The 14,136-nt window shown below is 53.1% G+C and carries 12 protein-coding genes and 1 riboswitch; of the genes, 5 read left to right on the top strand and 7 right to left on the bottom strand.

From position 1 onward, the window contains the following. The first annotated feature begins 494 nt into the window (after window positions 1–494). The 4 genes from ACO0K9_RS24230 (at window position 495) to ACO0K9_RS24215 (ending at window position 7,146) form a co-directional block, all read left to right on the top strand. On the top strand, window positions 495–2,246 hold the full coding sequence (locus ACO0K9_RS24230) for an ABC transporter ATP-binding protein (protein WP_422989248.1): 1,752 nt from the start codon (window positions 495–497) through the stop codon (window positions 2,244–2,246). After that, window positions 2,236–4,002, top strand: a complete 1,767-nt coding sequence (locus ACO0K9_RS24225) for an ABC transporter ATP-binding protein (RefSeq protein WP_422989283.1) — start codon at window positions 2,236–2,238, stop codon at window positions 4,000–4,002. The genes ACO0K9_RS24230 and ACO0K9_RS24225 overlap by 11 nt, the downstream gene beginning before the upstream one ends. Window positions 4,003–4,010: 8 nt before the next feature. Next, window positions 4,011–6,278 (top strand): penicillin-binding protein 1A, encoded by a 2,268-nt coding sequence (locus ACO0K9_RS24220; protein WP_422989247.1) that lies wholly within the window; start codon window positions 4,011–4,013, stop codon window positions 6,276–6,278. A gap of 364 nt (window positions 6,279–6,642) precedes the next feature. Then, window positions 6,643–7,146 (top strand): hypothetical protein, encoded by a 504-nt coding sequence (locus ACO0K9_RS24215; protein WP_422989245.1) that lies wholly within the window; start codon window positions 6,643–6,645, stop codon window positions 7,144–7,146. A gap of 43 nt (window positions 7,147–7,189) precedes the next feature. On the opposite strand, the gene metC is transcribed toward ACO0K9_RS24215, so the two are convergent. Continuing rightward, window positions 7,190–8,416 carry a cystathionine beta-lyase gene (gene metC / locus ACO0K9_RS24210; RefSeq protein ID WP_422989243.1) on the bottom strand — a complete coding sequence of 409 codons (1,227 nt, stop codon included), beginning with the start codon at window positions 8,414–8,416 and terminating at the stop codon, window positions 7,190–7,192. Between the two features lie 173 nt (window positions 8,417–8,589). Here metC and ACO0K9_RS24205 point away from each other — a divergent pair, with 173 nt between their 5' ends. Next, entirely contained in the window at window positions 8,590–9,069 is a 480-nt protein-coding gene (locus ACO0K9_RS24205; protein ID WP_422989241.1) for an Lrp/AsnC family transcriptional regulator, read from the top strand. 34 nt (window positions 9,070–9,103) lie between these two features. Here ACO0K9_RS24205 and ACO0K9_RS24200 read toward each other — a convergent pair whose 3' ends face one another. From ACO0K9_RS24200 to ACO0K9_RS24175, 6 genes are all read right to left on the bottom strand, one after another. Next, window positions 9,104–9,886: an MBL fold metallo-hydrolase gene (locus tag ACO0K9_RS24200; protein WP_422989239.1), complete on the bottom strand. Its 783-nt coding sequence runs from the start codon at window positions 9,884–9,886 to the stop codon at window positions 9,104–9,106. Between the two features lie 306 nt (window positions 9,887–10,192). Further along, window positions 10,193–11,020 carry a methylenetetrahydrofolate reductase [NAD(P)H] gene (gene metF / locus ACO0K9_RS24195; RefSeq protein WP_422989237.1) on the bottom strand — a complete coding sequence of 276 codons (828 nt, stop codon included), beginning with the start codon at window positions 11,018–11,020 and terminating at the stop codon, window positions 10,193–10,195. Beyond that, on the bottom strand, window positions 11,007–11,366 hold the full coding sequence (locus tag ACO0K9_RS24190) for a phage holin family protein (RefSeq protein ID WP_422989235.1): 360 nt from the start codon (window positions 11,364–11,366) through the stop codon (window positions 11,007–11,009). Before ACO0K9_RS24190 ends, metF begins: the two co-directional genes overlap by 14 nt. Window positions 11,367–11,469: 103 nt before the next feature. Beyond that, on the bottom strand, window positions 11,470–12,897 hold the full coding sequence (gene ahcY, locus ACO0K9_RS24185) for an adenosylhomocysteinase (protein WP_422989233.1): 1,428 nt from the start codon (window positions 12,895–12,897) through the stop codon (window positions 11,470–11,472). A 25-nt stretch (window positions 12,898–12,922) separates the two neighbouring features. Then, a riboswitch (S-adenosyl-L-homocysteine riboswitch) is annotated at window positions 12,923–12,997 on the bottom strand. Window positions 12,998–13,093: 96 nt separating this feature from the next. Next, a complete protein-coding gene (locus ACO0K9_RS24180; RefSeq protein WP_422989231.1) occupies window positions 13,094–13,552 on the bottom strand; it encodes a GNAT family N-acetyltransferase in 459 nt (152 codons plus the stop codon). A gap of 19 nt (window positions 13,553–13,571) precedes the next feature. Further along, entirely contained in the window at window positions 13,572–14,114 is a 543-nt protein-coding gene (locus ACO0K9_RS24175; protein WP_422989229.1) for an adenine phosphoribosyltransferase, read from the bottom strand. Window positions 14,115–14,136: the final 22 nt, after the last annotated feature.

Genomic DNA, 14,136 nt, shown 5'->3' with positions numbered 1-14,136 from the left:
TTTGAAATCGGTTTGAAAAATAAGAGGCAGTCGGCTTTGGGCTAGCGCTCATCCCCGACTGCCTTTTGTTTTTGGATCATGACGCTAAATTAATGCCTGTCCATTCGCGTTATCACTATGTCAGACGGGTAGCGCATGGTTTCGCGCAACAAAATTCCCATGGGAAAGGCCAAGGCGACGCCATTTGGCTGTAGCGGTTTGGTGAACAACTTTTCATACAAGGTCCTTATTGTCATTTTTGACACAAAGACGGCATTATAGAATCTTTCTATGAGGCAAACTGTTATCTTATTTCTTGTTTTTACTATCACCGTATTGATGAATTAATGTGCCAGCGCAAAGATGCTTGCGCTGGCGCAATAACAGTTCGACAGACTGAATGGGGGATGGAATTTGCGAATGCTGTATCATTTCCCGCTTTGCCGCTCATGCTCGCGCGCCCTCACAGGCAGAGTACATGCAACCAATTTCCTGATTTCAGGTCTGAACCACATATGAGTTTGTACCAGCTTCTTGCTCAGTTTATCCGCCAGCACTGGCGCCATTACCTTGGTGCCGGTGCCATGTTGTTCGCCGTTGCCGTAATGACTGTCCTGATACCACGGCGTGTCGGCATGATCATTGATGGCATGGTGGCAGGTCGTTTTGACAACACTGGCCTGCTGTGGGAATTGTCATGGCTGATAGGCATGGGTCTGGCCATCTATTTCTTGCGGGTAGGCTGGCGCACCCAGTTATTCACGGCGTCCTATCAACTGGGCATGCAATTACGTACCCGGCTTTACCAAAGACTGAGTGTACAGGGCTCGCGTTTTTTCCAGCAACAAAGAACCGGTGACCTGATGGCCCTGGGCACCAATGATGCCGATGCCATCGAACTGGCGGCCGGTGAAGCCGCCCTGGCCGGTTTTGATGGCAGCCTGACCTTTGCCCTGGTAATAGGTATGATGCTGCTGGGTGTGGACTGGCGACTGGCGCTGGCGGCCTTGCTGCCCTTCCCTTTCATGGCCTGGGCCTTCAAACGGATTACCCATCATATCCACGATGCTTCGCGCGATTCGCTGGAACGCTTCAGCAAACTGAATGACCATGTACAGGAAACCCTGGCCGGCGTGCGTACCCTGCGTGCCCTGGGCCTGGAGCAACGCAGTGCAGCCCAGTTTGCCGACATGGCCGAACAGGCAGCTGCCGCCAGCCTGTCAGCACAGCGCTGGGAAGCCGCCTATGAACCGGCAGTCGGTATCAGCCTGACGGCAGCCGGGGCACTGACCCTGGGTGTGGGCGGTTATCTGGTCTGGCATGGCGAAATGAGCATAGGCGCACTGACCAGTTTTTCCATGTATCTGGGGCAGTTGATCTGGCCGATGTTTGCCGCTGGCTGGGTCTTGTCCCTGCTGGAACGCGGCAAGGCAGCCTGGGCCAGACTGGAACCGGTGCTGACACAAGAACTCAGCGTCAATGATGAAGGTAGCCTGACGACACCACCAACGGGTCATCTGCGTGTCGACCAGGTCAGCTTTGCCTATCCGGGACAAGCCAGGCCTGCCCTGCAACACATCAGCCTGACGATTGCGCCGGGGCAGACGGTAGGTATAGTCGGTCCCACAGGTTCAGGCAAATCCAGCATCATCCGTTTATTGCTGCGTCAGATAGAAGCCGGACAAGGCCAGGTCACCTGGGGTGGGCATGCGCTGGCGGAGTATCGCTTGCAGGCCTTGCGCCAGTCCATCAACTGGGTGGCGCAAGAACCTTTTTTGTTCTCGGCCTCGATTGCCGACAATATTGGTCTCAGCAACCCGGCTGCCAGCCGGGCAGACATCATGCAGGCCGCCAGGCTGGCATCGGTGGACGATGACATACAACGCTTCCCGCACGCTTATGACACGCTGGTAGGTGAGCGTGGTGTCACCCTGTCAGGCGGACAAAAACAGCGCGTCGCCATCGCCCGTGCCCTGTTGATGGCCAGCCCCCTGCTATTGCTCGACGACGCCCTGTCTGCGGTGGATACACAAACCGAGACGCATATCCTGCAGCACCTGGCAGAACTGAGGCAGCAACATCCTGAACGCAGTGCCGTCATTGTCAGCCATCGCCTGAGTGCGGTGCTGGAAGCCAGTCACATCCTGGTTTTGCGCGAAGGCAAAATCGTCGAACAAGGCAATCACCAGGCCTTGCTGGACCTGGATGGCTGGTATGCAACGCAATGGCGTTATCAACAACTGGAAGCAAGCCTGGATGCAGCCTGATATCAACAAGAAAACAGCCGCCATGTCAGAGAAAAAACAGGCAGTGCGCCTGCTGCTGCAGGCCGCCAGCACTGAAAAACACCATGTCTGGCTAGGTATATTCTTTCTGTTTGTGGCGGCTGGCCTGGAAGCAGTCGGCCCCTTGCTGGGCAAGGCATTCATAGACCGTTACCTGTTGCCGCACAAATTGGATAACGGCATGGTCGTCGGCCTGCTGGCGGCCTATGTGCTGACCGGCTGGGGCGCGACCTGGCTGCGCTATCTGCAACTGACGCGGCTGGCCGGTGTCGCCATGCGCTCTGTGCGTCGCCTGCGTGAGCAAGTGTATGCGCATGTGTTGCGCCTGCCCATGGCTTTCTTTGACAAGGCCATTACCGGGCAGCTCGTCAGCCGCGTGACCAACGATACCGAAGCCGTCAAGAGCCTATATGTACAAGTGCTGTTCGTGATGCTCGACAGTTCCATCGTCGTCATTGGTGCACTGGCCGCCATGGCCTGGCTGGAATGGCGCCTGATGCTGATCGTCATCATGCTGATACCTGCAGTCATCATCATCGTCTGGTTTTACCAGCGCTGGAGTGCACCTGCCGTCAGCCGCGCACGTCAGTTGCGCAGTGAAATCAATGCCCAGGTTGCAGAGAGTATCAATGGCATGAGTACGCTGCAAGCCAGCAATGCCGAACGCCGCTTTGGCGAACGCTTTGCGAGCACCAATCAATTGCACTATGCAGCCCGGCTGGATGAATTGCGTGCGAATGCCTGGTTGCTGCGCCCGGCGCTGGACCTGATGAATTCAATCTTGCTGGTGGTGGTGATTTTCAGTTTCAGCCAGCGCAGTTTCTCTGGCGTTGAGATAGGTATACTGTATGCGTTTGTCAGCTACATCGCGCGGGTGGTGGAGCCGCTGATACAGATCACCCTGCAGTTTGGCCAGATACAGCAGGCGGTGGTATCCGCAGCACGCGTCAACACCTTGCTCAATGAACACCAGGTTCCGATAGCCAGCAGCGACGCCCGCATCGTCGATGGCAAGCTGAAGCTGGAACAGGTCAGTTTCGGTTATGACCCGGCACGCCCGGTCTTGCATGATTTCAGTCTTGAGATACCAGCGGGCAGTTTTTACGGTATCGTCGGTCATACCGGCAGTGGTAAATCCACGCTGCTCAGTCTCTTGCTGCGTTTTTACACGGCACAGTCTGGCCACATCAGCATAGATGACCAAGCACTGGCCAGCATCAGCGATGCGCATTTTCGTGACAAGGTAGGGCTGGTACCACAAGAACCATTTTTGCTGGCTGCAAATGCACGTGAAAACATCGCCATGGGACGTGACATCAGCGAAGCCGATATCATCGCTGCCGCCAGGGCGGCCCACGTGCACGACTTTATCCTGCAACTGGAAAATGGCTACGATACCCCACTGGGTGAAGGTGGTGCCCGCCTGTCTACCGGACAAAAACAATTGCTGGCCATCGCCCGTGCCCTGGCTGGCAAGCCATGCGTCCTGTTCCTGGACGAGGCGACTTCGCATATCGATAGCGAAACTGAACAGGTAGTACAAACCGCACTCACGGAATTGCGTGGCAAAGTCAGCATTATTGCCATCGCCCATCGTCTGTCCACCATCCGTGATGCCGACCGCATCATTGTGCTGAATCACGGCAAGCTGGCGGAACAAGGTAATCACCAAGAATTAATGCAAGTGGAACAGGGGATCTATCAACGCCTTTACCTGTTGCAAACCCTGGAAGAATAAGGAAAGCCATGAAGAAGTGGATCACGATTGTCATCAGTGCCAGCGTCACCGTCTTACTGTCAACCATAGCCTATGTGTATCTGGTAGTAGTACCCGATTTGCCGACACTGGAAGCGGTGACTGATTACCAGCCAAAAATCCCGCTGCGCATCTATACCGCAGACAATGCATTAATCGGTGAATTTGGTGAAGAACACAGGGATTTTGTACCTATCAAACAAATCCCGGCGGTCATGAAAAATGCCCTGCTGTCGATAGAAGATGCGCGTTTTTATGAACACGGCGGCATCTCTTTCATAGGTGCAGGACGGGCCATACTGGCTGACTTGCGGGGTGGGTTTCATCAGGGTGCATCCACCATCACCATGCAGGTAGCGCGGAATTTTTTCCTGACAAACGAAAAATCCATACCGCGCAAGCTCAAGGAAATTCTGCTGACTTACCGCATCGAAGATGCCCTCAGCAAAGACCAGATCCTGGAACTGTATATGAACCAGATTTTCCTGGGTAAACGCAGCCATGGTTTTTCTGCCGCAGCAAGAACTTATTTTGGTAAATCACTGGACCAGCTCAGCCTGGCAGAAGCCGCCATGCTGGCTGGTGTGCCACAAAATCCGGTCAGGCATAATCCGGCCGTCAACTTTGAAAAAACCAAACAAAGGCAATTGCTGGTCTTGAAGAGCATGGTCAGAAATGGCTTCATTACCGAGGCACAAATGGAAGCCGCTGCCAAGGAAGATATCAAAGTAGTCAAAGGCCAGCAATTCGAAACGCAAGGCGACTATATCGCCGAGATGGTACGCCAGAGCATTTTTGCGCAATACAAGGAAGATACCTACACCAAGGGTATCAGGGTCTACACCACCATCAACAAGGCGGAACAGGATGCTGCCTATGATGCAGTGCGTCGCAACGTGATGACTTATGACCAGCGGCATGGCTATCGCGGGCCGGAAACATTTGTCGAACTGCCTGCGGATGAAGATGAGCGTGACGATGTCATGGACCAGATCTTGCGCAAGTACCCGGACAATGACAAATTGCTGTCAGCCGTGGTGACCCAGGCATCCACCAAAATCATCAAGGCAGAATTGCAATCCGGCGAGAGTGTGGAAATCACCGGCGAAGGTTTGCGCTTTGCCGCAGCCGCACTGGCAGACAAGGCCAAAGCGGGCTTCAAGATACGTCCGGGTGCGGTCATCCGGGTGATACAAGACAACAAAAAGGACAACAAAAAACATTGGTCAGTTACCCAGTTACCTGAAGTCGAAGGTGCATTTGTTGCCCTGAATGCAGAAGATGGTTCCTTTCGTGCCATGGTGGGTGGTTTCGATTTCAACCGCAAAAAATTCAACCATGTGACCAGTGCCTGGCGCCAGCCAGGTTCCAGTATCAAGCCCTTCATTTATTCTGCGGCACTGGAAAAAGGGTTTTATCCTGGCACCCTGATCAATGATGTTCAATTATCAGCGACGTCAGAAGATGCCTTGCGCTGGGACCCGCGCAATGACGACGGCAAATATGATGGCCCCGTCAGCATGCGCACCGCCCTGGCCCAATCCAAAAACGTGGTATCGGTCAGGATATTAAAATCCATAGGCGTGGACACTGCCAGAAACTGGCTGCCACGCTTTGGCTTTGACAAAGACAAGCACCAGGCCAATCTGACCATGGCATTGGGTACCGGTTCGGTAACACCACTGCAACTGGTTTCAGCCTATGCCGTCTTTGCCAATGGCGGCTATACAGTCAGCCCCTGGTTGATCCGCAAGGTGGTCGATGGCAAGGGTAAAGTCTTGTTTGAAAACAAACCACCTGCCGTGGCCCAGGAAGAAGCACGGGTCATCGATGCCCGCAATGCCTATATCACCGACAGCATGTTGCGCGAAGTGGTACGCAGTGGTACCGGTGCCAGCGCTTCTGTCAAATTGGGCAGGCATGATCTGGCAGGAAAAACCGGTACGACCAGCGATGCCGTCGATGGCTGGTTTGCTGGCTATGCTGGCAACGTCGTGGCAGTCGCCTGGATGGGATATGACGACCCCAAATCACTGGGTGGGCGTGAATTTGGTTCCACCCTGGCCCTGCCTATCTGGATAGATACCATGCGGGTAGCACTGGCTGGCAAACCCGAAGGGCAACGCGCCGTCCCTGAAGGTATCAGCAATGCCGACGGAGACTGGATGTTCAATGAATTCCTGAACGGGGCCAGCGTGCGTACCCTGGACATGACGGAAAGCCCACCGCCAGCGCAAGCACCGGTACCAGCGCAATAGAAAAAAGCCCGCAGATTATTCTGCGGGCAAAGATCCCGACCTTTGGAGGAAAAACTTTCAGGATGGCCGCATGGTAGCGCTGGAAGATGACATTGCTATGACAAACGGCCAGGACCGTAAGTCTGCGCACCAGCATCCTCAAAAAAAAGCCCGCACGGGAGCATGCGGGCTAAAATCCTGAGCTGATGAAGGGTTCAGGATAGGGGGAGAACTTGTTAGAACGTGTTTACGATCTTACAAATTCACAGCAGATTCACAGCGAATCCACGAACAGAGCACAAAGCACCCTCTTATTCCGGCTCTTGAACCCCGGCGACATTTTGTAGACTCGTCTACATCCCTTTACAGAATGTCAGGTTTCAAGATGACTACTTCTTACCGTACACAAAGGACACTGCCGCGTGAACCACAATTCATGCATGGCACTCCTGGTACCATCTACATTTTGCAAAACGATGGCCTGCGCAGTGGCCTGTATAAAATCGGTGCCACCCGTCGCTCCGGTGTTTCCAAGGCGATGGAACTGAATCGTGATCTGCAACAATTAATCCCTGGTACTTACGAATGCGTTTTTGAACTGCATACCAAAGACTGCGGGCAGGCACTCGACGAAATCCTGAAACAATTCCAGCATCATCGCCGGGGCAAACGCGGCCAGGATTTCTATGACCTGGATCTGGATGCGGCAGCAGAAAAAATTGCCCACACCATCGCCCTGATCAATCGCCAGGGCTTGATCCGCCAACAGCAAACCCTGAGCATGATGCGCCATCTGGAACCGGATGAGCCTGGCGCAGACCATGCTGAAGAATTCAGCCAGCCACCCGCCAGCCTGTTCAGAAAAGCCTATGAATGGGTAGCAGGCTGAGCTAAAACCGGGATTCTTTCAGGCTCCCGGCTGTATGCGAAAATCAAACCACTGCCTTCAACTGGTAACGCTCTTGCGGGACTGCAGCTGTAGTGCGCAAAGCCTCAAAGCCATGTGCAAGATCGTTGAGCAAATCATCAACATCTTCCAGGCCCACATGCAGACGCAGCATGGGTGCAGTCCATTTATCCGCATTCACGGTGCGATAAGCAGCCGGACTGGTCGGTAGCAACAGGCTCTCGAAACCACCCCAGCTAAAACCTATGCCAAACAGGCGGGTTCTATCGATCAGGGCTGCCACCTGCTGTTCGCTGATACCGGCCTGAAACACCGCGCCCATCAGGCCACATGCATATTCAGATTTGAAATCACGCTTCCATAAATCATGGCCCGCACAACCTGGAAGCGGCGGGTACAGCACTTCAGCCACTTCTGGTTGTTGCTGCAACCATTGCGCGACGACCCTGGCACTTTCACGGTGTACTGCCAGGCGCGCCGCCATGGTGCGCAAGCCACGCAGGGCCAGCGCTGCGTCATCGGCACCGATGGACATGCCAAGCTGGCGGTAAGTGCTGCGTATGGGTTCGTGCAGGGCTGCCGTGGTCAGAATGGCCCCCATCAGCGCATCCGAATGCCCGACGATGTATTTGGTGGCGGCATGGATCGATACATCAATCCCCAGATCAAAAGAATTCCAACCTATCGGCGTTGCCCAGGTGCTGTCAGACACCACCACGGCACCACGTGCATGGGCCTGGGCAGCAATTGCCGGAATATCCTGGATTTCAAAGGTCAGCGAGCCCGGCGATTCGACAAAGACGACCTTGGTATTCGCCTGTATCAGCCCGGCGATGTCGCGACCTATCAGCGGGTCGTAATACGTCGTGCTGATATTCATCCGCTTTAACAGGCCATCACAGAAATCACGGGTCGGGTCATACACGGTATCCACCATCAGCAAATGGTCACCGGGCTGCAGCAAGGCCAGCAGCGTGGTGGTCACAGCAGACAGGCCAGAGGAAGTCAGCATGCAGGCAGCCGCGCCTTCAGCGGCACACAGGGCCTGTTCCAGCGCCTGCGTGGTTTCATTGCCGTGGCGGCCATAGGCACGTCGGGTACCGCAGGCATTTTTCAGTGCCGCTACATCCGGAAACAGGATGGTCGATGCCCGCACCAAAGCCGGATTTACCGGGCCACAATGCGCCTTGCCTTTGCGCCCGGCATGGGTAAGACGGGTTGCTGTTTGCAATTCTGGCTCTACGATATTCATAGCGGTTCCATTTCTTCATGTTTGATTCCCGCACCGGCTTGCGTATCAAGGCAATACCAAGACAACCCGGCACACTGCATGACAACATCGTAGCAAGCACCGGTAGAAAATTTTTACCAAATACTTGACCAATTCATGCTATTTTTAGGAATATTTTCTAATTTTTATTAAAAATGGATAAAATAGATCTAGAAATTTTAAATATCTTGCAAAAAGATGCGTCTATTGCACTGACCGACCTGGCCCAGGCCGTGCATCTGTCTGTCACCCCCTGCTGGCGGCGTGTGCAAAAATTGCAGGAAGATGGCGTCATACTGCAACAGGTGACGCTGTGCGATCCGGTCAAGTTGAATCTGGGTTTGACGGTGATGGTGGCACTGAAGGCTGCCCAGCATAATGACAAGTGGATGCAGCGTTTTATCGCCGGTGTCGGTGCCATTCCCGAAATCGTCGAAATCTTCCGCATGAGCGGTGAGATTGATTATTTGTTGAAGGTACACGTACCCGACATGGCGGGCTTTGATCAGGTATACAAGAAGCTGGTGAAAGTGGCCGACTTGCAAGATGTCAGTTCCAGCTTCGTCATGGAAGTCATCAAGAACACCACCGCACTGCCTCTCAACTATGCCGTATTGAAAACTGCCAGGTCCTGAAAAATAGAAGCTGCCTTTCACCAGCAAGTCACCGCTAAGCACGAAAGCGGTAATGCTCTTGCGTAAACAAATCTATGCCGCATTGCAGGTTTTCTATCCAGTCAAGAAACGCTGTGATGGCTTCCCTGCCTTTGAAATACCGGCCATGCTGCGGCACCAGCATGTCGACATCCATTTGCCTGACCATGTTGACCCACAACCGGCACACTTTGTTGGATACCATATAGCGTTTATGAAAACCGGCCATGGTGTGCACATGTTCTAAAAACTGGGCCTTGGTGGTGATCGGCATTACAATGTCGTGCGCATCCACCATGGAAGCGCCAACGTCTCCGGAAAACAGGATCTTTGACTTGCTGTCGTAAAACTGGAAATTACCTTCTGCATGCAAGAAATGCGCAGGCACGGCATAGATAATGGTATCGCGCAAACGCACCGGCATGCCTTCATCCGGGATGCCGACGATACGCCCTTCCGCCCGGTTCAGATTGCAAAAATGCGGCACGAAACGTGACCACAGTTTCGACACATACAGATCGCAATCGGTACCCATTAACCATTTGTCGAGCGCGCCGATGATGTCTGGGTCCTGATGCGAGGCAAACAGGTATTTGAGATTTTTCTTCGGCACATACTTATGTATTGCCAGCAATAGCGCGTTATACGTCAGGTTGCCGGAAGGATCAATCAAGGCCCCCTCACCTTCAGAAACGACAAGGAATTGATTGGCCTGGACAGCATGATCTGCCGTGTCATCCAGCAGGTCATTAAACATCACGCAGATGTGTTTGCCATCATTAAAAAGTTCTATTGCCAATTGATCCCCGCCAGCACCATAGTGTAAGCTGCTATTGTAGTAAGGCTGGCAATGCGTCTCTTGAGCTGGATCAAGAGAAGGCCAGTCAGCAGGAATCCTGCCCGCTTGCCACCGTCGCCCTAGCTAGTAATAAAGCTGCAATGCTGTGTGCGCCTTTGGGTTTGGTCTTTTTGATTTGTGGCTGGGCTTGCACTCACTTTTTCTTCAATAAAAAATCCCCGAAAGATAAGATCTTCCGGGGATTTTTTATCAGAGATAATTTTGCAATCTCTTACCCTGATTTTTTCAGTACTGATTTTTTCCGTACTACACCAGTCTTTGCCAGATCGCAGTAGTCGCAGCCGCCTGATTCAGCGAATAGAAATGCAGACCCGGTGCGCCCCCTGCCAGCAGACGTTCACACATGGCAGTCACCACATCCAGGCCAAAGGCTTTGATGGAGGCGGTGTCATCGCCATAGCTGGCCAGTTTCAGGCGTATCCAGCGCGGGATTTCTGCGCCGCACATTTCAGAAAAACGCTGTAGCTGTGTGCTATTGGTAATAGGCATGATACCAGCCACGATAGGGGCGGTGACACCGGCCTTGCGTGCTTCTTCGACGAAGCGGAAGTAAGCGTCAGCATTGTAAAAATACTGAGTGATGGCGGCATTTGCACCAGCATTCATCTTGCGCACAAAACTATTCAGATCGTCTTGCGGTGAGCGTGCCTGCGGATGCATTTCGGGATACGCTGCCACTTCGATATGGAACCAGTCACCAGTCTCGGCACGAATAAATTCCACCAGCTCATTGGCATAGCGGAATTCACCACCCATGCCATAACCGCTGGGTAAATCACCGCGCAAGGCGACCAGGCGGCGGATGTCATTGGCCTTGAATTCGTCAAGGATAGCGCGTATCGATTCGCGAGTGCCACCAACGCAGGACAGATGCGGTGCCGCATCATGGCCTTCACGGCGGATTTCGGTCACGGTGTCGAGCGTACCTTGCTGCGTCGTACCACCGGCACCGAAAGTGACAGAGAAATATTTAGGTTTAAGTTCGGCCAGCTTGGCCCGTGTTGCACGCAGCTTTTCTGTGCCTTCCGCTGTCTTGGGCGGAAAAAATTCTATGCTGAAATCAGGCGTTTTCATCTTTTTTCTGTTGCAACAATAAGGTCGAGAGTGTCCAGGAAATCACGCTGTACAACAAGGCACCTCCCACTGCAGCCCAAAAGCCGGTAACGTGGAAGCCATCTATCACATTTGCCACACCCCAGAACATCAGGCCGTTGATGACAAAGATAAACAGACCCAGGCTTAATACCGTGGCCGGCAGCGTGAGTATCAATACCACGGGGCGGATGATGGTGTTCACCAGACCCAGTACCACGGCCACCACCAGTGCAGTGCCAAAGCTGTCGATTTGCACCGACGACATCAGATAAGGGATCGCCAGCAAAGCCAGCGCATTGACCAACCAGGTTGCCAATAAACGCATACATGCTCCTGTCTGTAGATAGATGAAGCTGTAGCCACAGATACAGCTTCATTGCAGCTATCCGGACTTGCCTTTGGCAAACCCGGATAGATGCTCAAGGTGATTAATAACGGTAGTGATCAGGCTTGTAAGGGCCGTCTTTTTTAACACCGATATACGTAGCCTGTTCATCTGTCAGCACGCTCAGTTGTGCATTGAGTTTTTTCAATTGCAGACGGGCGACTTTTTCGTCCAGGTGTTTAGGCAAAGTGTAGACGCCCACTGGATATTTCGCTGTATTGGCAAACAGTTCGATTTGCGCGATAGTCTGGTTGGCGAAAGAAGAACTCATGACATACGAAGGGTGACCCGTACCGCAACCCAGGTTCACCAGGCGACCTTCTGCCAGCAAGATGATGCGCTTGCCGTCAGGGAAAATCACGTGATCAACTTGTGGCTTGATGTTTTCCCAGGTGTATTTCTTCAACGCTGCAACATCGATTTCATTATCGAAGTGACCTATGTTGCAAACGATGGCCTGGTCCTTCATCTTCAGCATGTGGGCATGGCTGATGACGTGGTAGTTGCCTGTTGTGGTCACGAAAATGTCGCCATGTTCAGCCGCATATTCCATGGTCACTACGCGATAACCTTCCATTGCTGCCTGCAATGCGCAGATAGGGTCGATTTCTGTTACCCAAACCTGAGCCGACAAGGCACGCATGGCCTGGGCAGAGCCCTTGCCTACATCACCGTAACCGGCAATCACGGCAACCTTGCCCGCGATCATGACGTCAGTTGCACGTTTGATGCCATCGACCAGGGATTCGCGGCAGCCATACAGGTTGTCGAACTTGGACTTGGTGACGGAATCATTGACGTTGATGGCTGGGAAAGCCAGCTTGCCATCTTTATGCATCTGGTACAGGCGATGTACACCAGTGGTGGTTTCTTCGGTCACGCCCTTGATGGCAGCCAGACGTTTGGAATACCAGGTACCATCAATGGCCAGGTGTGTTTTGATGGCATTGAACAGGCAGATTTCTTCTTCCGAGCCTGGATTGGCCAAAACAGAAATATCAGATTCCGCACGTGTGCCCAGATGCAGCAACAGAGTTGCATCGCCGCCATCATCCAGAATCATGTTGGAAAAGCCGCCGTCTTTCCATTCGAAAATGCGGTGGGTGAAATCCCAGTATTCATCCAGGTTTTCACCTTTGAAAGCAAATACTGGCGTGCCGCCGGCAGCAATTGCTGCGGCTGCATGATCTTGTGTCGAATAGATATTGCAAGATGCCCAGCGCACTTCTGCCCCAAGGGCCAGCAGGGTTTCGATCAGCACGGCAGTCTGAATGGTCATGTGCAGGGAACCGGTGATACGGGCACCCTTCAGGGGCTGGGTAGCAGCGAATTCTTCACGGATAGCCATCAGGCCAGGCATTTCTGTTTCGGCGATGCGAATTTCTTTACGGCCCCAGTCAGCCAGACTGAGATCAGCAACGTAAAAATCCTGGGATGTGGTGTTTGATGTACTTGTAACGACGGCGTTCATCACGCCCTCCTTTCTTATGAAAAAAGTAACGTGAGCGCAGTTGTGGGTATTCCAAGCCTGGCAAAAACCCTGGGGTTTCGTCGCAACGCTCCTTGGAAGACTTGAAGTATAGCGCAGCTATGGCTTTTTTGCTGATTTCTTGCGCCGACGACCGTACTTCACCAGAGCGGTTTTGTGAGAAATGACATCGGCTTGCTTACGCCAGCTTTTTCTCAAAACAAACTGCCTCCGGTTTGCCTGCATATTTACCAAAATTAGGAATGCGCTGATAGCCGTGTTTTTCGTAAAAAGCGATGGCCCGCTGATTGATGAGGCGCGTTTCCAGCCGCAAATGACGGTAACCATATTGCCTTGCGGCAGTTTCCAGATGGACGAGTACCGCCGAACCCAGACCCAGCGTGTTTGCCCGCGCATACATGCGTTTGACTTCAGCCACGCCCTCGTCCATGGGACGAAAGGCACCGCAAGCCAGCGCCACGCCACTGGCATCGCGTGCCAGCACAAACAGGGCCCCGGGTACGCGCACATCCTGTACATCAAAGGAAGTGCGGCCACTGTCACCCGTGATACTGGCCAGGCTGGCAGATAATTCTTCCAGCAAGACCTCAGCCTCGGGCAAGGCCGGGTCAGCTACTTCAATATGAAACAAACGCATGTTGGCAAACGCTCAGTACTTAGTGGCCATCAAAATTGCACACCGTATACAGGGGCAAGCCGCTGTCACGGATAATTTTTGAACCGCCCAGTTCGGGCAGATCAACGATGACTGCGCCTTCCACCACGGTTGCCCCCAGGCGTTCCAGCAATTTCTTGCCGGCCATCATGGTGCCACCGGTAGCGATCAGGTCATCAATGAGGACCACGCGGTCGCCTTTTTTACAGGCGTCAGAATGCAATTCCACCGTGGCACTACCGTATTCCAGCTCATATTGTTCGGAAACAGTATGGAAAGGCAGCTTGCCCTTCTTGCGGATAGGCACAAAACCCAGGTTCAGTTCATACGCCAGCACAGAGCCGATAATGAAACCGCGCGCGTCCAGGCCAGCCACGACGTCTAGCTTTTCGTCCATGTAGCGATGCACAAACATATCAATCAGCACACGAAATACTTTGGGGTTTTGCAACAGGGGGGTAATGTCGCGGAACATCACGCCTTCCTGTGGCCAGTTTTCCACAGTGCGGATATGTTCTTTTATGTACTCTGATGGATTAAACATCAAGCATGTCCTTCAAATTGAA

Source organism: Undibacterium sp. Ji50W, assembly GCF_049340445.1.
Classification (GTDB): domain Bacteria; phylum Pseudomonadota; class Gammaproteobacteria; order Burkholderiales; family Burkholderiaceae_D; genus Undibacterium.
The sequence above is the reverse complement of the archived record's forward strand: the minus strand, read 5'-3'. Positions and strand labels throughout refer to the sequence as shown.

Coding starts and splice junctions, on each gene's coding strand:
- ACO0K9_RS24220 (WP_422989247.1), top strand. CDS start 4,011: ATGAAGAAGTGGATCACGATTGTCATCAGTGCCAGCGTCACCGTCTTA.
- ACO0K9_RS24180 (WP_422989231.1), bottom strand. CDS start 13,552: ATGCGTTTGTTTCATATTGAAGTAGCTGACCCGGCCTTGCCCGAGGCT.
- metC (WP_422989243.1), bottom strand. CDS start 8,416: ATGAATATCGTAGAGCCAGAATTGCAAACAGCAACCCGTCTTACCCAT.
- ahcY (WP_422989233.1), bottom strand. CDS start 12,897: ATGAACGCCGTCGTTACAAGTACATCAAACACCACATCCCAGGATTTT.
- ACO0K9_RS24190 (WP_422989235.1), bottom strand. CDS start 11,366: ATGCGTTTATTGGCAACCTGGTTGGTCAATGCGCTGGCTTTGCTGGCG.
- ACO0K9_RS24215 (WP_422989245.1), top strand. CDS start 6,643: ATGACTACTTCTTACCGTACACAAAGGACACTGCCGCGTGAACCACAA.
- metF (WP_422989237.1), bottom strand. CDS start 11,020: ATGAAAACGCCTGATTTCAGCATAGAATTTTTTCCGCCCAAGACAGCG.
- ACO0K9_RS24225 (WP_422989283.1), top strand. CDS start 2,236: ATGCAGCCTGATATCAACAAGAAAACAGCCGCCATGTCAGAGAAAAAA.
- ACO0K9_RS24230 (WP_422989248.1), top strand. CDS start 495: ATGAGTTTGTACCAGCTTCTTGCTCAGTTTATCCGCCAGCACTGGCGC.
- ACO0K9_RS24175 (WP_422989229.1), bottom strand. CDS start 14,114: ATGTTTAATCCATCAGAGTACATAAAAGAACATATCCGCACTGTGGAA.
- ACO0K9_RS24205 (WP_422989241.1), top strand. CDS start 8,590: ATGGATAAAATAGATCTAGAAATTTTAAATATCTTGCAAAAAGATGCG.